The organism is Rhodococcus sp. PvR099, from assembly GCF_017833315.1.
Classification (GTDB): Bacteria; Actinomycetota; Actinomycetes; order Mycobacteriales; family Mycobacteriaceae; genus Rhodococcus_G; species Rhodococcus_G oryzae.
In genome coordinates this window covers 350679-369270 of sequence record NZ_JAFIBV010000001.1, presented here as the reverse complement: position 1 = coordinate 369270, position 18592 = coordinate 350679, and the positions used below count along the sequence as shown (strand labels likewise).

The window sequence follows — 18592 nt, the reverse complement described above, 5'->3', positions numbered from 1 at the left end:
CTATCTGCGGTGATACGGAGCCAGCTACCCAAGTACTCGCTATATCGACCTGAGGGTGAAGTTTCTTACACCTGGGGTGGAATCCGCGGAAATTTTGCTCGACTGGAGTCGTTCCAAGCAGGGGCGGAATCCCTCACCCTCAGAACGGTGGGGGTCGGCGCTTCTCGCGTGCGCCCAGGATCGCGAGGTGTTCGGCGTGGTGGGCGCGCAGTTGTGCGCACCGGGCGAGGTGGCCGGGGTCGGTGATGGTGGCGAGTTCCGGGAGCGTCGGCGGTAGGTCGGTGGGGTGCATGTGGGTTTCCCACCAGGTCGGTTCGTAGATGCCGGGGTCGGGTGGTTCGGGTGGCGGTGGTGCGGGTGTCGGCTTCGAGGTCGGCCGCGCTGCGGGTTTCTTGGTGCGGGCGCTGGGTCGTTGTTCGGCCGGCAGGGGCAGGGTGACCCCGATTGCGCCGTGTTGGCCGATCCAGACGATGACGTCGCCGTCGAGGCGGACGACGCGGAAGAGTCGGTCGGTCTTGGCCTGGTGGTGCCAGATGCAGGCGGGTTCGCCGTTGCTCTCGATGGTCCAGCCGCCCGCGAGAGGGTTGTCGGGGTCGAATTCGACGATGTCGTCGAACTGGCAGTCGCGGGCCTTGACGGTGCAGCCGGGAAACGTGCAGGTGTCGTACTTGTCGAAGACCGCGGCACGGACGGCGTTGCTGGGCCGGTAGGTCAGGGCTCCGCGGGGCGGGTGGGCGTATCCGCCGTGCCCGTCCGGGTACTGGCCGTCGAGCAGGGCCGGGTTCGCGGTGATCGCATCGAGGATGTCGGTAATCCTGGGCTCGCGAGTGCCGACGCCGGGTGAATACGGAGGCGGTGTCGACGAGTCCTGTCGGGGCGGCAATTGCCCTGCCTTCCTCCGGCGCAGTCGATAGCGGCTCGGGACGCCAGGTGTGGCGGTCTGGACAGAGCTGTCCCCTGAACCGATGTCCACTGAATCAATGTCGCCCTTCGGTTCTCGTGGCGAATCATCGTCGTCAGTGTCGCCATGGCTGCCGTTCTCGCCCTCATCGTTGGCGGCAGCGTTGTGCTCCGCCTGGATGCGCCGAGCATCGGTGATCACCGCCTGCCACGTCGCATCCCCGGCGAGCAACCTCGCCAACTCCGGATCGATAGGCCCGTGACCCTCCACATGCCCGGGATGATCCGCCAACCGCAGCAGACTCTCCAGATCGATATGGATATGCACCTCGGGTTTCGGCCGCTCGGTGCGCGGCAAATGCGCGGTCGGACAGTCATCGCGCCCACACAGGCAGTGCAGATAGCTCTCGCCGTGCACCAGCGCCATGAACGCATCCGTGCGCAGGTTGTCGACGGTGCGGGGATCCTCCCGGCAGACGGTGCCCGCCATCTCCTGGACGAGCGAATCGAGGGTCCGGCCCTCCGCCGCCGTCAGCGTCGCATATACCTGGGCCATGCCGTGCAGGTCCGCGGTCACCGACACCCGACGACAGTGACGCTCACGCCGCTTGCGCAACTCTTCTGCCTCGATGGGGTTGATGCGGATCAACTCCCGCATCACCTCCGCTACGAGTTTCTTCGGCGTCAGATACAGGGCCGCGTCCGCGAGGTGGCCCTCCATCCGTTCGAGGGTGGCGTCGGAGATCTCCGCGGTCGCGTCGACGATCGCGAACACCCGCGGAAAATCCACCCGCCCTGACACGAACACCGCACGAATCAACGGCAACCGCAGATCCAGCGCATTGCCCACCGTCACATACCGTTCCGCCGTGAAGGCACTCACACCCAACGCCAGCGAGGTCTCCATCTCCGCCGACCGACCGGCCCGGTAAGCGAACTCCTCCCCGAACAGATCAACCTCGGATGCGAACTGCCGCCGCGCAAACGACGCCGCCGTCAACACCTTGTGCGCCGCGGCGACGTTCTCCGCCCGCCCGTACTCCCGCAACGCCGACAGAGCCGCGGCACCGTCCTCGAAATCCACCGGGCGCTCGACGGCGCGGGCGCCCTCACCTGCGGCGCCACCCCGAAACCCCCCGGTATCGAACATGTGTACGAGCCTACGCGCGGCCGCCGACAGAAATTTTGGGTGCCAACCATGCACACCCAGCACCGGCGGATACCTCCATCGCCAACGCAACACGACCGAAGGCAAACGTCCCGCGAGGTTGACGCTGCCTCAAACAGCAAATCGCCAAAAGTCTCTAGCGGCCCATGCGCGACGACTCGAAGAATGGCTGGTGCCCGTTCGATTCCGTGGATCGCATCACGGCCCAAGCAGAGAAGCTAGTGCCACATCAGGCAATGTTCGCCCTGCTGTGACCATTGGCTGTGTGGATCGATACCCGATGATTGAGCACATGACGAATGGCATGTCCGTGTCCGGAAGGACGACTCGTCCTGGGCCGCCTCATCTGGTCGGTCTGACCGAGCCGGCTGACCGTCCCTGCAACGTATCCGAGAATTTCTGGGCAGAGTTGTTGGAGGTCGGCTGGGCGGCACGGCTGCGATCCCAGGGCGGCCAGACTCGATTTCAGTTGCGCTACTACGGGGAGCGGTCCGAAGGGCTAATCGTCGGTGACGACTTGCCCGCGCTGGTGTACGCGGTCACCGAGTCTGGACAGCAGATTCTGCTGTTCGACGGTGCGGCGCATGGCCATGACGCGATGTTTTGTGACAGCTGGGACGAAGCCAGACTGCGCACTCGCTGTGCCAATCAGGTGTATGTCGATGCTGAAGGCGAGAACACATTCGAGCTGGTGGTCTGGGTCGGCTACAACATCGACTGGGGGGATGAACGGCACTCCATTACGGACGCTGACGATCCCGACCTGGTCACGCTCGTCGACGGTCGTCGTATCCCGTTCGAGGTCGCCCGGCACGCCGCCTTCGACGCTGTGTTGATATCCGCCACGAACGTGCGGGGCCAGGCCACCGATGCCGTGTCGGAGGAACTGGCCTGAACGGTGCCCACGGCGGGGACGTCGCGTGCCGTTCCGGATGCTGGTCCACGCGGCGCGGTGTTGCCAGGCCGTGCGGGTGGCAGAACGGGTACACGTCCGCGAGGTCGTGAACAAGGCGAACGTTGCCTGATGCAGCAGATACTCCGCGACCTGTCTGAGGATTTGTTGACGCACCTCGGCGATGTCCACGGGTGCGACCTCACCGAGTAGCCGGGCACCGGTGGACTCGCGGCTGTCGATGAGAGCGAGCAGGAGGTGTTCGGTTCCGATGTGGTCGTGACCGAGCAGTGCAGTCTCGCGTGTGCTCTGTTCGAGCACGATCTTCGCTCGGGGCGTAAACGGAATCTGTCCTGATCGGCCAGCCTGGGGCTGTTCGGAACAGCTGATCCGGCTGTCAACGGCTTCGACCGACAGGCCCAACGACTCCAGCGTCTTCGCCGCCACACCGTCGCCCTCACGGAGAAGGCCGACCAAGAGGTGCTCGGTGCCCAGGTAGTCGCGGTTGCGTGCCAGCGCTGCTTCGGATGCCAAACATGATCGGTGAATTTCTCGAACACAGGCTGCTCCTATCGGACTCTCCACCGTGTGGTGCCCACCAACCCTCAGTATCTGCCGATCCTGTCCGGTCAGGACGGCTCCGCTCCTGAATCGACACAGCGTTCTCTTAGGCGGCCCCACCCAGGTGTCACATTCGATCCTTCGCCGGTGTCTTCATGCCGAGAGCACATAACCGGAGGAGGAATGATGACCACCAGGATCCCGCGGGCCGAGCTGACCGGCGTCTACGGCGCGATCGTCAAGCGGATGTCCCGCAAGATGTTCGGCGAGGTACCCGAGCCGGCCGAGGTTGCATGGCACAACCGCAAGGTGCTGAATTTCAGTTTCACCATCGGACGCAAGGCGCAGAAGTGGGATCAGTGCGACGAAAACCTGAAGACCTTCGCCCACATGGCGGTGGCCAGCATGGTCGGCTGTAGCTTCTGCCTGGACCTCGGCTACTTCCAAGCCAACAACGACGGGCTCGATCTGACCAAGGCACGCGAGGTGCCACGCTGGCGCGAGTCGGACGTGTTCACGCCGTTGGAGCGGGAGGTCATGGAGTACGCCGAGGCGATGACCCAGACCCCGCCCACGGTGACCGACGAGATGTCCGCACGGCTGCTCGAGCAGCTCGGCGCACCGGCGCTGGTGGAGCTGACCGCGTTCATCGCGCTCGCGAACCTCTACACCCGGAGCAACACCGCAATGGGCATCACCTCGCAGGGGTTCTCGGCGGCCTGTGGCCTCAAGCCGCTCGCCGTACGCTCGAAGTCATGAGCGACGACCCGTTCGTCACCCACCGCAGCCTGCTCTTCACCGTCGCCTACGAGATGCTCGGCTCCGCCGCCGACGCCGAGGATGTCGTCCAGGAGACCTGGCTGCGCTGGGCCGAGGTCGACCGGGCCAAGGTGCACGACCCGCGGGCCTATCTGGTCCGGATCGTCACCCGGCAGGCGCTGAACCGGCTCCGGTCGCTGTCCCGCCGCCGGGAGGACTACGTCGGGGAATGGCTGCCCGAGCCGCTACTGACCAGTCCCGATGTGGCCGAGGACGTCGAGCTCGCCGAGAGCGTCTCGATCGCGATGCTCACCGTGCTGGAGACCCTCGGTCCGGCCGAGCGGGCGGTGTTCGTGTTGCACGAGGTGTTCGAGACGCCGTACCAGGAGATCGCCGAGGTGATGGGCAAGAACCCGGCCGCGGTCCGGCAGATCGCGCACCGTGCCCGCGAGCACGTCGCCGCGCGGCGGCCACGGATGCAGGTGGACCGAGCCCAACAGCAGGCGGCCGTCGAGAAGCTGATGGCCGCCCTCTCCACCGGTGACGTCCAGGGCCTGATGGAGGTGATCGCCCCGGACGTGGTGGTGATCGCCGACGGCGGCGGCATCGCGGCGGCTGCGCGCAAGCCCATCGTCGGGGTCGAACGGGTGGCGGCCTTCCTGTCCCGCGCGGCAAAGATCCCGGATTTCGTGACCACGTCGACGTTCTTCAACGGCCTGCCGGGAATTCGGATCGATGTCGGTGGCGAGGCCACCGCGGTGAGTGTGGTGGTCGAGGACGGCCGGATCACGCGGATCTACGCGATCCGCAACCCGCACAAGCTGGGGCGGCTGGACCTGGTAGCGGATCTGCGGCGCTGAGGATCGCTCACCTAACCGAGCTCGCCGAGTCGCCGCTCGGCCTCCTCGAGACGCCGACGGGCGCCGAGGAGGTCGCTCTCGCTCCGCTCCGCGGCTTGGGCCGCCGCGGTCTCGGCGCTGCGCGCGAACTGCCGCTCCTGTTCGGCCCGCTCGAGTTCGCCCCTGAGCGCGGCGATCCGGACGTCGATCTCCGCCGTAACCTCCGACGCTCGTTCGAGTTCCACCCGTGCGCCCTCGGCGGCCGCGGTCGCCTGCTCCAGGTCAGCGGTGGCCTCGGCGAGTTCGGTTCGGGCGCCTCCCAGCAGGTCCGGGGCGGCCGCCGCAGGCTCCGTTGTCTCGGGCCCCGGCTCCGGCTTCGTCGCGGCAGATTCCTGCTCGGCGACCACGCTCAGCCCCGCCGGCCCGAACCCGCTGTAGCTGGCCGCGGTGACCACGCGGCCCGCACGGACCCGGTCCGCCACCTCTGGATCCGCGAGCGCCGCATGCAGGGTCTGCCCGACCTCCCGCAGCGAACCCTCGCCGACCTTCCGCCCGTGCTCAGCCGCGAGCCGACCCGCCCGCCGGGCGAGCGCGCGGACGACCTGCTGCCGCTGCGAGGACAGCTGCCTCAGGTCTTCGCCGGACAGCTGCCGCTGGGCGTCGCGCAGATCCTCGCCCAGCCGGAGCAGCGCCGCGACCTCGTCCGGCGACTCGCGGGCCAGGAGATTGACCACCCATCCGACCGTCGTCGGCCTCCGCAAAGCGGTGATCGCGCCCGCGAGCGCCCGATCCCCGCCCTCGCGGGCCTCGGCGGCGCGAGCCGTCCTCTTCTCGACAAACTCGCCGGGGTCGAGGGCGTAGAGCTCGTCGGCGACATCGTCAAGATCCACCCCTCGATCCTGTCACCGTCGCCGCCGCGGCGCGGTCGACCCACCGATCAGATCGGGGTCATCTCGGCGATCAACCACTCGTCGCCGACGCGCTCCATCGTCACGATCACCCGACTCGACGTCGAGGTCGGCGCGGGCGACAGCGTGCTGGTGGTGATCTGGTCGACGAAGGCGAGCAGTCGCGCTTGATCGGCGGCACCGCTGAGATAGCCGGTCTCCGCGATCCGCGCCCTGGTGCTGATCCCCTCGCTCTTCGACTTGGGGGCGACGGTGTTCGCCGCGAAGTCACGGAACCCCTCTGCGAACGTCCCGGTGGCGCCTCGCGCCGCCTCGTCGAGATCGGCATCCACCGTCGCGGCGTCGTAGCTCAGCAGCGCCTCGATTCGCTCCGGTGCCGCGGCCAGCGCCTCGCCGCGGGCCGACTCCCGCTGCGCCTCCGTCCGGTTGGTCCACACCAGCGCCGCCGTCACGAGCAGCGTTGCGAGGAGCACCAGAACGGCCCCGCCTGCCGCGACCCGCCGCGTCCGCCCGCTCACGGCACGAACTCCACACCCGACATCAGGAGCCGGCCGTCGACCTCGTCGATCGTCACCCGCAGCCGATAGCTGCGCGGTGTCGCGGTCGGACTGTCGACATTGCCGACCTGTGACGATGCCGCCACGATCACCACGCCCGATTCTCCCGACTCGCTCACCAGCGCGGCCGAGTCGATCCGCCCGTCCGAGTTCACCGCCGCGTCCCGGATCGACGCCGCGAGTCCGACGGAGCTGTCCCCGAGCTCCTGTGCGAACGCACCGGTGCTCCACTCCCGCAGCTGCGCCATGTCGTCCTCCGCGGTGTCGGTGTGCACGTCGATCAGGGCCAGCACCCCGTCGCCTGCGGCCTCGACCAGCGCCTCGCGATGCGACTCGCGCGAGCGATCGGCCAGATAGGTGGTGGTCGCGACGACGGCGCACGCCAGCACCGCGATCGCTGCGGCGCCGGCCAACGCGGACAACAGGATTCGACGTCGTCCCGACGACCATCGGGTACCGTCCTCCGCCACCGGCACGTCGGGGACCTCCGTGTCGACCGCGGTCACGGCCGCGGTCCCGTCAGCAGCTGCTGCCATCCCGGTGTCCCTTCCGCGGGGGCTGACGCGGGCGCCGCCGCGGGGGCGAGGTCGGTGTGTCGGGTTCCCGCTGGGCCCGTGTACAGCTCGTCCGGCGCATTTGTACCGCTCGGGACGAACGGTTCGGGGCTGCGGCAGATCTGGGGGTTCGGCGCCCGCTTGCCCGGCACCTCCGTACACGGGATGTTCCGGGATCCGCGCACCGCGAAGATCGAGTCCTGCGGCACCTTGCAGTACAAGTCCGGGGGTGTGTCGGGGACGGTCGTCTGATTGGGATCACGACGCTCCGAGGCGGGCAGGTATCCGGTCGAGCAGGCGGCCGGGTCCTGGGCCTCCAGGTGGAAGTTGACGTTGGCGGCGCCGTCGGCCTGGCCGCGCTGCACCACCGTCTCCTGGGCCGCGATGAGCGGCGGGAGGATCACCAGGACCTGTTCGAGGGACGCGTTGTACGTGACCGCGACCTGCTCGGTGCTGGTCAGATTCGCCAGCAGCAGGGGCAGGGTCGGACGCAGGTCCTGGAACAGCGTGTCGGCCTCGTCGGCGAACCCCGGGCCCTTGTCGAGGATGCCGCGCACCGACCCGTCTGCGGTCGCCAACTGGCCGCTCAGGTGCGCCACATTCGTGGTCCACTGCCGGATCTGATCGCCGGTCACCACCTGGGTCTCGAGTAGCGGGGCGAGTTGCTGCACCAGGGTGGTCGCGGGAGTGGTCGCCTCCGACGCCTGGTCGATGAACGAGGTGGTCGAGTCCAGTAGCCGCGCGAGGTCCGGAGCCCGGCCCGCGAAGGCGGCCGCGGATTCGTCGATCACCGCGCGCAACTTGTCCTGCGGAACCGATTCCAGCATCGCCTTCGCCTGGTCGAGAACGGGGCCGATCTCCTGCGGCACCGTCACCTGCTCGGCCGCGATGACGTCGCCGTCGGCGAGGAACGGCCCCTCGGTGCCGGTCGGCTGCAGATCCACGTACTGCTCACCGATCGCGGACACGCTGCGCACCGCGACCGTGAGATCGCTGCTCGGCACCGGCACCGCGCTCTCCAGCGTCAGCTCGGCGCGCACACTGTCCGGGTCGAGTCGCACCTCCCGCACCCGACCGACGGTGTCACCGCGATAGGTGACGTTCGCGTTGCGGTACAGGCCACCGGCATTCGGCAGTTCCACGGTCACCGTGTAGCGGCCGATCCCGAGCGCGGTCGGGACCCTCAGGTAGGAGACCGCCGCCGCGGTCATGCCGATCACCGCGATGACCGCGAAGATCGTCAACTGCGTGCGGACCATTCGCGTCAGGATCATCGACCGCTCCCCTCCTGGCCTGCCGCGGCCGTGAGCGGCGCGGTCATCGGGTTGGTGGGCTTGCCGCCGGACACGGACGGCGGCGGACCGAACGGCGTGCCGAAGCCGAGGCCGGTCCGCAAGCGATCGGAGGTCAGGTCCATCAGCGCCCACAGATTCGTGTAGTCGCCGCGCATGCCCTGGTCGATCGCCGTCTGCGGGAACGGGAAGGTGCTGAGGTTGCCCAGGTTGTTGATGAGGTCCGGCCCCGCCTCGACGACCTTGGCCAGGGTCGGCTCGAGTGCCGCGAGATCGGCCTTGAGATCCTCACGGCTCCTGTTCACGAGGTCGGTCCCCACGTCGCCGAATCTCCCGACCGCGTCCAGGGCCGCCGTCAGGTCGGCGCGCTGCGCGGCCAGCACCCCCATCGCCGGGTCCAGGGTTTCGATGGCCCGACCGAGAACGTCTCGCTGAGAGCTGATCTCGCCCGCGAACAGGTCGAGGTTCGCCATCGTGGTCACCATCGCATCCCGCTGCCGGTCCAGGATCTCGGTGAGCGAGTCCAGCTGCGGCAGCAGGTCCCGCACCGCGTCCTGCCTGCCGTCGAGCGCCTTGTTCAGTTCGGTGGTGATGGTCTGCACCTGCGCGAGCCCGCCGCCGTTGAGGACGACGGACAGCGCGGTCAGCGCCTCCTCTGTGGTCGGGTACACCCCCGCCGAGGCCAGCGGGATCACGGACCCGTCGTCGAGCCTGCCCTCCGGCGCGACATCGGTCGGCGGCGCCAGCGCGATGTGCTTGGAGCCGAGCAGGCTGGTCTGGCCTATCTTCGCGGTCGCGTTGGCCGGGAGCTGCACCGAGTCCTCCAGCGACACGGTCACTCTCGCATGCCAGTTCTGCGTCTCGATGGAGCTGATGCTGCCGACCGTGACGTCATCGACGAGCACCGGCGAGTTCGGGCTGATCGTGGTGACGTCGGGCATCTCGATCACCACGGTGTAGCTCCCCTCGCCCCGGCCGGCCGCGCCGGGCAGGGCCACCGAGTTCAGCCCGCTCCACTGGCAGCCCGACAGCAGCGTCGCGGCGGCCACCACCGCGCCGCCGATCCCCCACGCGCGCTTCGTCATCGGGTCGACCTCCCTGGTGTCATCAGATCGGCCAGGTTCGGCGGTACCGGAACCGTCGGCATGGTCAGTGCAGGCATCGACGTGGCCGCCGCCGGCTTCAGCTGCGGTTCGCTGTACACCAACTGGTCCGGGGTGGCGCCGAGCGCCCGCGTTGGATTGATGCTCAGATCCGGGTAGTTGGCCCTGACGGTGTTCAGCAGCGGACCGAGATACTGGGCGCACAGTTCCGCGCCCTTTTCTGAGGTCTCGTTCGCGAGGCCGGCGATGCCACCGCAGATCAGGTCGATCGGGTTGCCGATGTTCTGGAAGGCGGGCACCCCGACCATCGCGCCCTGCGCGGGCCGGTAGACGTTGTAGTAGTTCGACAGTGCGGTCGGCCCCAGGTGCAGCACCTTCTCGAGTCCGTCCTTCTTGTCGACCAGCACCTGCGACACGTCCGCGAGGGTGCGCACCTGCTCGGTCAGCCCGGCCCGGTTCTGCGCGACGAAACGCTGCACGTCGGCGATCGCGGTGTCCAGCTGTGCCAGCGCGGGCGCCAATTGCGTTCGGCTGTCGGCCAGTACCCCTGTCACGGTCGCGAGGCGGCCCTGGAACTGCACGATCTGCTCGTTGCTGGCGGCCAGCGCGGTGGTGAACGCCTGCAAACCGCGGATCGTGCCGAAAAGATCGCCGCCGCTGCCTGCAAGGGTGCTCATCGCCCGCGACAGCTCCACAACGGACTCCCCCAGCGCGGCGCCGTTGCCCTGCAACGCGGTTCCCGCCCCCTCGAGCAGGTTCGCCGCGGGCCCGGGGTCGTCCCCATTCGGCCCCAACGCCTCCGCCGCCCGGCCCAGTTCCTGCTTGACCCGGTCCCACTCGACCGGGACCGCGGTGCGCTCGAGTCCGATCTCGGCGCCATCGGCCAGGGCCGGTGTCGACTCCTCCGTCACCGCAGGGGTCAGCTGGACGAAGCGCGCGGAGACGAGGGACTGCGCCACGATCACCGCCTTCGCGTCCGCCGCCACGGGCACCGAGCGATCCAGTTCGAGTCGTACCCGCACCCGGTCGCCATCCGGGTCGATGCCGGTCACCTTGCCGACGTCGACCCCGACCACGCGCACGTCGTCTCCGACATACAGGCCGGTGACGGAGGTGAAATAGGCAGTCACCCGGTAGTGCCGGAAGTGGTCCACCGCAAGGTAACCGGACACCACGACCGCGGCGGCCAGTGCGAGGCCCACCCCGCCAACGGCCATCCTGCGCCAGGTGATCATCAGCGGACCTCCGGAATCGGCAGCGGCGCGGGCGCCAGCCCGAACATCGCATTGATCAGCGGCTGGTTGTACTGGGCGGGCAACAGGTTCTGGATGTACGCGTAGTAGAACGGGCCGCTGGCCACGGTGTCGCCGAGGGTGCCGACATAGGTGCCCAACCCGTCGATGCCCTGCGCCAGGTTGTCCCGGTTCTTCTGCAGGATCCCCACCACGGTGTTGAGCTCGTCGAGGACCGGGCTCAACTGCGCCTCGTTGTCGTGTACCAGCCCGCTCAACTCTGTCGAGACCGCGGAGACGTTCGTGATCACCTCGGACAGGGCGCCCTGGCGACTGACGAGCTCTCCTAGCAGCGCATTGCCGTCCACGAGCAGGGAATTCACCTGCGGACCACGCTCGGCGAGCAGGCCGGCCACGTTGTTCGCGTCGGCGAGCAGCGCCCTCAGGGTCTCGTCGCGGCTGCTGAGGCTGGTGGAGATCCGGCTGACTCCGTCGAGGGCGGGCCGCAGGTTCGGGGCGCTGTCCGCCATCACCTTCCCCACCTCGTCCAGTGAGGCCGACAACTGGTCGAGGTCGATGTCCTCCACGGTCGTGGTCAGGTCCCCCAGGACATCCGGCAAGGAGTACGCCGACCGGGTGCGTTCGAGGGATATCTGCCCGCCCACCGGCATCCGTCCGTCGTCCGCCAGGTCGAGGGTGACCGCCTGCTTGCCGAGCAGCGACATGGTGGTGATGGCGGCGGCGGTGCTCTCCCCCAAACCGATCGATCCGTCGAGGGTGAAGCTCACCACGGCTCGCCCGCCCTCGACACCGATCTCCTCGACGGTGCCGATCTTCACTCCCGCGGCGTTGACCTCGTCGCCGACGGCCAGCCCGCTGGCATCGTCGAACACCGCGCTGTACCCCACCCCGGACTTCAGGAACTGAAGGTCCTGATACTGCAGCGCGGTCAGCACCACCGCCGCGGTGACGGCGAGGCCGATCACCCCGACCCGCACCGCGTGGCTCTCCACCATGTTCCTCATCGCGGCGCACACCTCCCGGTCTTCTGGTCGACCAGGTCGACCGTGATCGGCCTGCCGTCGGCACCGTCGACCTTCATCGCGATCCCGCACAGGTAGAAGTTGAAGAAGGAGCCGTAGGCGCCGATCCGGATGAGCTGTCGGTAGTTCGCGGGCATCGATTCCACGATCCGGTTCAGCTCGCCCTGCTGCTCGATCAGTGGATCCAGGCTCGTGTTCAGCTCGGTCAGGGTGCCCGCGATGTTCGGCCGGGTGTCGGTCAGCAGGTCGGCGAAGGTTCCGGTGGCGGTGTTCACGCTCGTCACGGCGTCGCCGATCAGTTGGCGGTCCGCGTCGAGGCCGCTGACCAGCTGCTGCAGGTGGTCCAGGGTGCCACTGAACTGCCCACCGCGAGAGCGTAGTTCGCTCAGCACCCCGTCGAGATTGTCGATCACGCGGCCGATCAGCTCGTCGCGGTCCGCCAGGGTGTTGGTGAGCGAGCCCGTGTGCGCGAGCACCGATGAAACGGTCCCCGACTGCCCCTGGAACACCTCCAGCAACGACATCGACAGCGCGTTCACCTGCTCCGGGTCCAGTGCCTGGAACAGGGGCTTGAAGCCGCCGAGCAGCGCGTCGAGATCCAGTGCGGGCGCGGTGCGTTCGACCGGGATGGTCGCGTCCTCGACGAGCGGCTCGGCGGTGCCCGGGCTGTCGAGCAGCTCGAGGTACCGGTTGCCCACCAGGTCCTGGTACCGCACCGCCGCTCTGGTCTCGACGGTCACCGTGTTGCCTGCGTCGACGGTGAACTCCACCTGTGCCCGCCGGTTCTCGCCGAGCTCGACGGCGCTGACCGCGCCGACCGGCACCCCCGCGATCCGTACCTTGTCGCCGGGCTTGAGGCCGGACACGCTGGTGAACTCGGCGCCGTACGAGTTCGCGCCGCCGCTACGCAACTGGCCGAACACGAGGATCAGTCCCGCGTTCACCAGCAGCATCACCAGGACGAAGATCCCGAACTTGACGGTGTACCCGCGCACTTTCATCGGACCGCCGTTCCGAACAGGTAGGTCATCAGGTTCGCTGTCGCACCGCTCGGCAGGCCGCCATTCGGCTGACGCTCGGGGGCAAAGGGATTCACCCCGATATCGGTGACCAGGAAGGGTGCGTTGACGTTCGGGTCACGCAGTGGCAGTCCCATACAGTGCGGGCCGCCGGTCGCCGCGACCTTGGGCAGGTCGTCGGGATAGTGGTAGGGCTCGGTGCCCGCGATCAGGCCGATCGACATCTTGATCCCCGGCTGGCCGTTGTACGCACCGTCGCCGATCTTCTTGCTCTCCTGCAGTCCGGTGAACATGCAGGGGATCACCGGCGAGTACTCCTCGAGGAGCACCGCGGTGGGGCGCAGCAGCGAGACCACGTCGACGGCCGCGTTGCTGTTCTGCGTCAGCACCTCGTCCCCCGTGTTCGCGAGCCCGGTCACCTCGAGCAGCAACAGGTCCAGGTCCGCCTGTCGGTCCACCACGGTGTTCCCGGTGGTGGTCAGCGCGCCGAGCGAACGCATCAGATCCGGGGCCACCGCGGCATAGGTGTCGGACACGGGCGGCAGCTCGGTCAGCACCTGGTCGAGCGCGCCGTGGGCCGCCCCGAACTCCACCAGCGACGAGTCCGCCTGTCCGAGTGCGACACCGAGCCGGTCACCACGGCCCTGCAGCGCGCTCGAGAGGGCGGCAAGCGTGGCGTCCAGCTTCTCGGGCTGGACGGTGCGCAACACCTCGGTCAGGTTCTCGAAGACCGTGTTCATCTCCACCGTCACGTGTGAGGCGTCGATGGTCGAACCCGCGGCGAGCCGCTCGGCACTGGGCTGCTCGGGCGCGGACATGCTCACGAACTTGGCTCCGAATGCCGTGTTCGACGTGACCTGCACGTCGACGTTCGCCGGGATCGCATCGAGCGCATCGGGATCGATCAGCAGTGACAGGAGCGCGGTGGACTCGCCGGACTGGATGATCGAATCGACGGTGCCTACGGTGACGCCCGCCATCTTCACCCTGGCGCCCGGATCCATCACCAGGCCCGCGCGCTGCGCGACCACGGTCACCGGAACCCGGTCGGAGAAGGACTGATCGAACATCGCCACGGCCAGTGCGACGACGCCGCCGATCGCGGCGACCAGCGCGAGTGCGGCCAGCTTGTACCCGTTCGTGCGCATCTTCCCCCCTAACCCGACAGGTTGAAGTTGCCGGACCCGCCGTAGATGGCGAGCGAGACGAGCAGGGTCACCGCGACCACACAGATCAGTGACAACCGGACCGCGCGACCGACCGCGGTGCCGACCCCTGAGGGCCCACCCGTCGCGTTGTAGCCGTAGTAGGTGTGGATCAGCATGACCAGCATCGCCATCACGAGGACCTGCACGAACGACCACATGACATCGATCGGGTCGAGGAAGGTCGAGAAGTAGTGGTCGTAGAGCCCGGACGACTGGCCGAACAGCACCACGGTGGTGAACCGGCCCGCCAGGAACGAGGCGACCAGCGCCAGCGAGTAGAGCGGCAGGATCGAGATCATGCCCGCCACCACCCGGGTACTGACGACGTACGGAACGGAGCTGATCGCCATCGATTCGAGCGCGTCGATCTCCTCGCTGATCCGCATCGCACCGAGCTGCGCCGTCGAACCGGCGCCGATGGTGGCGGACAGCCCGATGCCCGCGATCACCGGCGCCGCGATCCGCACATTGATGAAGGCGGAGAAGAACCCGGTCAGCGCCTCGACCCCGATGTTGCCCAGCGAGCTGAAACCCTGGATTGCGATCGTGCCACCGGAGGCAAGGGTGAGAAATCCGACGACGGCCACGGTCCCGCCGATCAGGGCCAATGCGCCTGTGCCCATACTGATCTCGGCGATCAGCCGGAGCACCTCCTTGGGGTGTTTACGCAGCGCCCACGGCACGTGCGCGAGCGCGCGGACAAAGAAGACCGCCTGGCGGCCGATGTCGTCGACGGTTCGGGACAGGCCTGCCGCACGGTTGCGGGTACGGCCGAACTTGCCGGTCGTCGCCAATGCCATCGCGTCAGCCCGCCGTCAGCCGGATGCCCACCGCGGTGACGATGGTGTTGACCACGAACAGCGCCATGAAGGCGTACACCACGGTCTCGTTGACCGCCTCCCCCACGCCCTTGGGCCCACCGCGCACCGTCAGCCCCCGATAGCAGGCGACCAGCCCCGCGAGCAGGCCGAACAGCGCCGCCTTCACCATCGAGATCGCCACCTCCGGCAGACCGGTCAGCAGCGTGATGCCGTCCGCGAACGCGCCAGGGTTGACGCCCTGCAGGAACACCGAGAACACGAACCCGCCCGCAATGCCGATCACGCAGACCAACCCGTTGAGCAGCAGCGCGACCACCGTCGACGCCACCACCCGCGGGATCACCAGCCGGGTCACCGGATCGATGCCGAGCACCTCCATCGCATCGATCTCCTCGCGGATGGTGCGGGAGCCGAGGTCGGCGCATATCGCGGTGGCCCCGGCACCCGCGACGATCAACACGGTCACCACCGGGCCCACCTGGGTGACCGCACCGAGGGCGGCGCCCGCCCCGCTGAGGTCGGCCGCCCCGATCTCACGGAGCAGGATGTTGAGTGTGAAGCTGACCAGCACGGTGAACGGCACCGCGACCAGCACCGTCGGCACGATCGACACCCGTGCGATCATCCAGCTCTGTTCCAGGAACTCCTGGAGCTGGAAACGGGTGCGCACCAACCCGACCGCGACATCCGCCCCCATCCGGTAGAAGTGGCCGAGCTCGCGCATCGGCCCCTTCAGCGTCGTACTCGCCACGAGCCCTCCCTCGTCGTGTGCACGCCCTGTCAGTGCGCTACGGGACACCCAGACGCGCGGGTTCCGTAATCGACCTCGAAGCTCGTGACCCCGTTGATCCATCCGGACTGCAGGCGGCGGGGATCACCGAGCTTCGAGATGTCGGGCATGTGGTCTGCGATCTTGTTGAAGATCAAATCCAGTTCCATTCGGGCCAAGTTGGCCCCGATGCAGTAGTGCGGCCCGGTCCCCCCGAAGGCGAGGTGCGGGTTCGGATCCCTGGTGATGTCGAAGGTGCGTGGGTTGTCGAACACGTCCTCGTCGAAATTCGCTGACCCGTACAGCAGTACCACTCGCTGTCCCGCCTTGATGGCGGTTCCACCGATTTCCGTGTCCACCAGTGCCGTTCGCTGCAGTGAGGTCAGCGGCGACGCCCAGCGGATGATCTCGTCCGCCGCGGTGCGGGGACGCTCATGTTTGTAGCGCTCCCACTGCTCGGGGTGCTCCATGAACGACATCATGCCGAGCGTCGTCGCGTTTCGGGTCGTTTCGTTGCCTGCAACCGCGAGCATGATCACGAAGAAGCCGAACTGCTCGGGGGTCAGGGCCTCCCCGTCGAGGTCGGCGTGCACCAGCGTGGAGATGATGTCCTCGAGCGGCTCCGTGCGGCGCGCCTCCGCGAGCTGGTAGGCGTAACCGAGGATCTGCGCCGACGCCATCCGCGAGGCGCCCTCGAGGGTCTCGTCGTCATATCCGGTCATCTGGTTGGACCACTCGAAGAGCTGTTTCCTGGCGTCCTCCGGGACCCCGAGCAGTTCCGAGATCGCCTGCATCGGGAGTTCACTGGCGACCTCGGAGACGAAGTCCCCGCTCGGGTTCGCCACCGCGGTGCGGGCGATGAGGTCCGCGCGCTCGTCGAGGGCGGCCCGCATCGACTCGACGGCACGCGGGGTGAACAGCCGGGAGACCAGTTTGCGCAGCTGGGTGTGCTCGGGCGCGTCCTTGTTGATCAGGACGTGCTTGGTCACCTCCAGCTCCTCGGCGGAGATGTCGTCCTGATGCCGTGGGATCGATCCGTTCACGTGGTTCGAGAAGTGCTCGGGGCGGCGCGAGATCTCGCGCACGTCGGCGTGCCGCGAGACCACCCAGCAGCCGCCGTCGTGGAAGCCGCCGGTGCCCGGTTCCTGCTCGTTCCACCACACCGGGGCGCAGCGGCGCAGTTGTGCGAACTCGGCGAGCGGCACGCGGTCGCCGTACAGCTTGGGATCGGTGACGTCGAAGCCCCTCGGGAGATCGAGCGCCGGGACGTGCTGATCGGTCATGGCAGGCCTTTCGGGCGAGGGTCAGTCGATTCGGTGATCGGGCGCGCGGCCGGCGGCATGGCCCTTGGCCCAGCGGTAGTCCGGCTTGCCGCTCGGCGTCCGCTCGACCTCGGCGGCGATCCAGAACGATCGCGGGATCTTGTATCCGGCGAGGTGGCTGCGGGCGTGCTTCTCGAGGCTCTCGAAGTCGGGCGTGCCGTCGCGGGGGCACAGCACCGCGGCCACCCGGTATCCCCAGCGCTCGTCGGGCACCCCGATCACGATGGCGTCGTACACGTCCGGATGAGCCTTGACGATCGCCTCGACCTCCTCGGCGAACACCTTCTCGCCGCCTGTGTTGATCACCATGTTGCCGCGACCGAGCAGCGTGATCGACCCGTCGTCCTCGATCCTGGCCCGATCGCCGGTCACCACGGCACGTTGCGTGGAGCCTGCGGGATGCACATCGGCACAGCCGTTGATCTCCCGGAAGATCTCCGCCGATTTGACGGGGTCGTTGTAGTAGCCGAGGGGGACATAGCCGAGCTTCGCCAGCCATCCCTCCCCACCGGAACCCGGTGCGAGCACCCGATTCTCGTCGTCGACCACCACGGTGTGCCGGTGCGATCCCACCTTCGGGCCGCCGTGCTGCTCGAAACCCTTCGTGGCGAACCCGATACCACCGAAGCCGGTTTCGGACGAACCCACCGAGTCCGAGATCATCAGGTTGGGGATGGCCTCGAAGAACGCGTCCTTGACCGACGCGGAGAACAGCGCCGCGCCCGAGGCCACCACGGCCAGGCTCGACGTGTCCGCCTTGACATTCCGGTAGGCCTCCACCAGCGGCCGACCCATCGCGTCGCCGGTGATGACCATCGCGGTCGGCCGGTGCCGGGCGACCAGGTCCCAGGTGCGTTCGGCATCGAATTTCGCGGAGTAGACCACCGCATTGCCCGCCAGCAACGCCGTGAATGTCGGCATCAGCGCCGAGGTGTGGATCAGTGGCGGCAGGATCAGCATCCGGATCTGCTCGCCCGCGGCCCCGGTGCGGGACTGCTGGTACTCGTCGGCGATCGGTTCCCCGGTGAAGAAGTCGAGGCCGCCGCCGAGGACCCGCCACATGTCCTCCTGCCGCCACACCACCCCTTTCGGCCTGCCGGTGGTGCCGCCGGTGTACAGGATGTAGACGTCGTCGCCGCTGCGTTCGTCGAAGCCGCGGGCCGGGGACTCGGCGGCGAGCGCTTCCTCGTACCGGACCGCGGCCCGAACGAGCACCGGGGCGTCGACGGCGGCCGATTCCAGCTCGTCCGGCACCTCGATCAGATGCCGGATCCGGGGCATAGCGGGCGCGACCTCCGCGACCCGCTCGCCGAACCCGCGGTGATAGACCACCGCCTCCAGGTCGGCATCGTCGTAGAGGTAGGCCAGCTCGTCGGCCGTGTAGCGATAGTTGACGGTCAGCGGCACCGCCCGGATCTTGAATGCCGCCAGCACCGCCACCATGGTCTCGATCGAGTTGTGCATCTGGATACCGACGTGCGCTCCCACGCCCAGCCCGACGGACTCCAGGTGGTGGGCGAGCCGGTTCGCGCGCTCGTCGAGCTCCCTGTAGGTCACCTGCTCGTCGCCTGCGATCACGGCGACGCGATCGCCCATGGCGTCGACGGCGTGCTCGAACAGGTCCGCGAACGTATATGCCATGCGA

General features: G+C 68.1%; 17 protein-coding genes and 1 pseudogene. 3 read left to right on the top strand and 15 right to left on the bottom strand.

Going from position 1 to position 18592, the window contains the following annotated elements; genetic code table 11:
* Nucleotides 1–139: 139 nt before the first annotated feature.
* Entirely contained in the window at nt 140–2050 is a 1911-nt protein-coding gene (locus JOE46_RS01835) for a DUF222 domain-containing protein (RefSeq protein WP_209926075.1), read from the bottom strand.
* 310 nt (nt 2051–2360) lie between these two features.
* Between JOE46_RS01835 and JOE46_RS26215 the strand changes: the two genes are divergently transcribed.
* Nucleotides 2361–2963 (top strand): hypothetical protein, encoded by a 603-nt coding sequence (locus JOE46_RS26215; protein WP_245222400.1) that lies wholly within the window; start codon nt 2361–2363, stop codon nt 2961–2963.
* A gap of 165 nt (nt 2964–3128) precedes the next feature.
* Here JOE46_RS26215 and JOE46_RS26210 read toward each other — a convergent pair.
* A pseudogene (locus tag JOE46_RS26210) lies at nt 3129–3545 on the bottom strand (Clp protease N-terminal domain-containing protein); the annotation flags it as partial.
* Nucleotides 3546–3707: 162 nt separating this feature from the next.
* Here JOE46_RS26210 and JOE46_RS01825 point away from each other — a divergent pair.
* Nucleotides 3708–4280: a carboxymuconolactone decarboxylase family protein gene (locus tag JOE46_RS01825; RefSeq protein WP_209926071.1), complete on the top strand. Its 573-nt coding sequence runs from the start codon at nt 3708–3710 to the stop codon at nt 4278–4280.
* The gene (locus tag JOE46_RS01820) at nt 4277–5140 is read left to right on the top strand and encodes an RNA polymerase sigma-70 factor (RefSeq protein WP_209926070.1); all 864 of its coding nucleotides are present in this window, start codon (nt 4277–4279) and stop codon (nt 5138–5140) included. The genes JOE46_RS01825 and JOE46_RS01820 overlap by 4 nt, the downstream gene beginning before the upstream one ends.
* A gap of 11 nt (nt 5141–5151) precedes the next feature.
* Here JOE46_RS01820 and JOE46_RS01815 read toward each other — a convergent pair whose 3' ends face one another.
* From JOE46_RS01815 to JOE46_RS01755, 13 genes are read right to left on the bottom strand one after another with little or no spacing between them, the layout of a single operon-like run.
* Nucleotides 5152–6009, bottom strand: coding sequence for a hypothetical protein (locus tag JOE46_RS01815; RefSeq protein ID WP_209926069.1), 858 nt, complete (start codon nt 6007–6009; stop codon nt 5152–5154).
* Nucleotides 6010–6056: 47 nt separating this feature from the next.
* Nucleotides 6057–6545, bottom strand: a complete 489-nt coding sequence (locus tag JOE46_RS01810; protein ID WP_257017566.1) for a hypothetical protein — start codon at nt 6543–6545, stop codon at nt 6057–6059.
* The gene (locus JOE46_RS01805; RefSeq protein WP_143548488.1) at nt 6542–7120 is read right to left on the bottom strand and encodes a hypothetical protein; all 579 of its coding nucleotides are present in this window, start codon (nt 7118–7120) and stop codon (nt 6542–6544) included. Before JOE46_RS01805 ends, JOE46_RS01810 begins: the two co-directional genes overlap by 4 nt.
* The gene (locus JOE46_RS01800; protein WP_097212782.1) at nt 7087–8412 is read right to left on the bottom strand and encodes an MCE family protein; all 1326 of its coding nucleotides are present in this window, start codon (nt 8410–8412) and stop codon (nt 7087–7089) included. The genes JOE46_RS01805 and JOE46_RS01800 overlap by 34 nt, the downstream gene beginning before the upstream one ends.
* On the bottom strand, nt 8409–9515 hold the full coding sequence (locus JOE46_RS01795; protein WP_097212781.1) for an MCE family protein: 1107 nt from the start codon (nt 9513–9515) through the stop codon (nt 8409–8411). Before JOE46_RS01795 ends, JOE46_RS01800 begins: the two co-directional genes overlap by 4 nt.
* On the bottom strand, nt 9512–10768 hold the full coding sequence (locus JOE46_RS01790) for an MCE family protein (protein WP_097212780.1): 1257 nt from the start codon (nt 10766–10768) through the stop codon (nt 9512–9514). Before JOE46_RS01790 ends, JOE46_RS01795 begins: the two co-directional genes overlap by 4 nt.
* On the bottom strand, nt 10768–11790 hold the full coding sequence (locus JOE46_RS01785; RefSeq protein ID WP_245220895.1) for an MCE family protein: 1023 nt from the start codon (nt 11788–11790) through the stop codon (nt 10768–10770). Before JOE46_RS01785 ends, JOE46_RS01790 begins: the two co-directional genes overlap by 1 nt.
* A complete protein-coding gene (locus JOE46_RS01780) occupies nt 11787–12809 on the bottom strand; it encodes an MCE family protein (RefSeq protein ID WP_097212779.1) in 1023 nt (340 codons plus the stop codon). Before JOE46_RS01780 ends, JOE46_RS01785 begins: the two co-directional genes overlap by 4 nt.
* Entirely contained in the window at nt 12806–13975 is a 1170-nt protein-coding gene (locus JOE46_RS01775; protein WP_097212778.1) for an MCE family protein, read from the bottom strand. Before JOE46_RS01775 ends, JOE46_RS01780 begins: the two co-directional genes overlap by 4 nt.
* Nucleotides 13976–13983: 8 nt before the next feature.
* The gene (locus JOE46_RS01770; RefSeq protein WP_097212777.1) at nt 13984–14835 is read right to left on the bottom strand and encodes an ABC transporter permease; all 852 of its coding nucleotides are present in this window, start codon (nt 14833–14835) and stop codon (nt 13984–13986) included.
* A 4-nt stretch (nt 14836–14839) separates the two neighbouring features.
* Entirely contained in the window at nt 14840–15580 is a 741-nt protein-coding gene (locus tag JOE46_RS01765) for an ABC transporter permease (protein ID WP_037175188.1), read from the bottom strand.
* Nucleotides 15581–15636: 56 nt separating this feature from the next.
* Nucleotides 15637–16908, bottom strand: coding sequence for a cytochrome P450 (locus JOE46_RS01760; RefSeq protein WP_209926068.1), 1272 nt, complete (start codon nt 16906–16908; stop codon nt 15637–15639).
* A 21-nt stretch (nt 16909–16929) separates the two neighbouring features.
* Nucleotides 16930–18588, bottom strand: coding sequence for an acyl-CoA synthetase (locus JOE46_RS01755; protein ID WP_097212775.1), 1659 nt, complete (start codon nt 18586–18588; stop codon nt 16930–16932).
* Nucleotides 18589–18592: the final 4 nt, after the last annotated feature.

Coding starts and splice junctions, on each gene's coding strand:
- JOE46_RS01835 (WP_209926075.1), bottom strand. CDS start 2,050: ATGTTCGATACCGGGGGGTTTCGGGGTGGCGCCGCAGGTGAGGGCGCC.
- JOE46_RS26215 (WP_245222400.1), top strand. CDS start 2,361: ATGACGAATGGCATGTCCGTGTCCGGAAGGACGACTCGTCCTGGGCCG.
- JOE46_RS01825 (WP_209926071.1), top strand. CDS start 3,708: ATGACCACCAGGATCCCGCGGGCCGAGCTGACCGGCGTCTACGGCGCG.
- JOE46_RS01820 (WP_209926070.1), top strand. CDS start 4,277: ATGAGCGACGACCCGTTCGTCACCCACCGCAGCCTGCTCTTCACCGTC.
- JOE46_RS01805 (WP_143548488.1), bottom strand. CDS start 7,120: ATGGCAGCAGCTGCTGACGGGACCGCGGCCGTGACCGCGGTCGACACG.
- JOE46_RS01800 (WP_097212782.1), bottom strand. CDS start 8,412: ATGATCCTGACGCGAATGGTCCGCACGCAGTTGACGATCTTCGCGGTC.
- JOE46_RS01795 (WP_097212781.1), bottom strand. CDS start 9,515: ATGACGAAGCGCGCGTGGGGGATCGGCGGCGCGGTGGTGGCCGCCGCG.
- JOE46_RS01790 (WP_097212780.1), bottom strand. CDS start 10,768: ATGATCACCTGGCGCAGGATGGCCGTTGGCGGGGTGGGCCTCGCACTG.
- JOE46_RS01785 (WP_245220895.1), bottom strand. CDS start 11,790: ATGAGGAACATGGTGGAGAGCCACGCGGTGCGGGTCGGGGTGATCGGC.
- JOE46_RS01780 (WP_097212779.1), bottom strand. CDS start 12,809: ATGAAAGTGCGCGGGTACACCGTCAAGTTCGGGATCTTCGTCCTGGTG.
- JOE46_RS01775 (WP_097212778.1), bottom strand. CDS start 13,975: ATGCGCACGAACGGGTACAAGCTGGCCGCACTCGCGCTGGTCGCCGCG.
- JOE46_RS01770 (WP_097212777.1), bottom strand. CDS start 14,835: ATGGCATTGGCGACGACCGGCAAGTTCGGCCGTACCCGCAACCGTGCG.
- JOE46_RS01765 (WP_037175188.1), bottom strand. CDS start 15,580: ATGCGCGAGCTCGGCCACTTCTACCGGATGGGGGCGGATGTCGCGGTC.
- JOE46_RS01760 (WP_209926068.1), bottom strand. CDS start 16,908: ATGACCGATCAGCACGTCCCGGCGCTCGATCTCCCGAGGGGCTTCGAC.
- JOE46_RS01755 (WP_097212775.1), bottom strand. CDS start 18,588: ATGGCATATACGTTCGCGGACCTGTTCGAGCACGCCGTCGACGCCATG.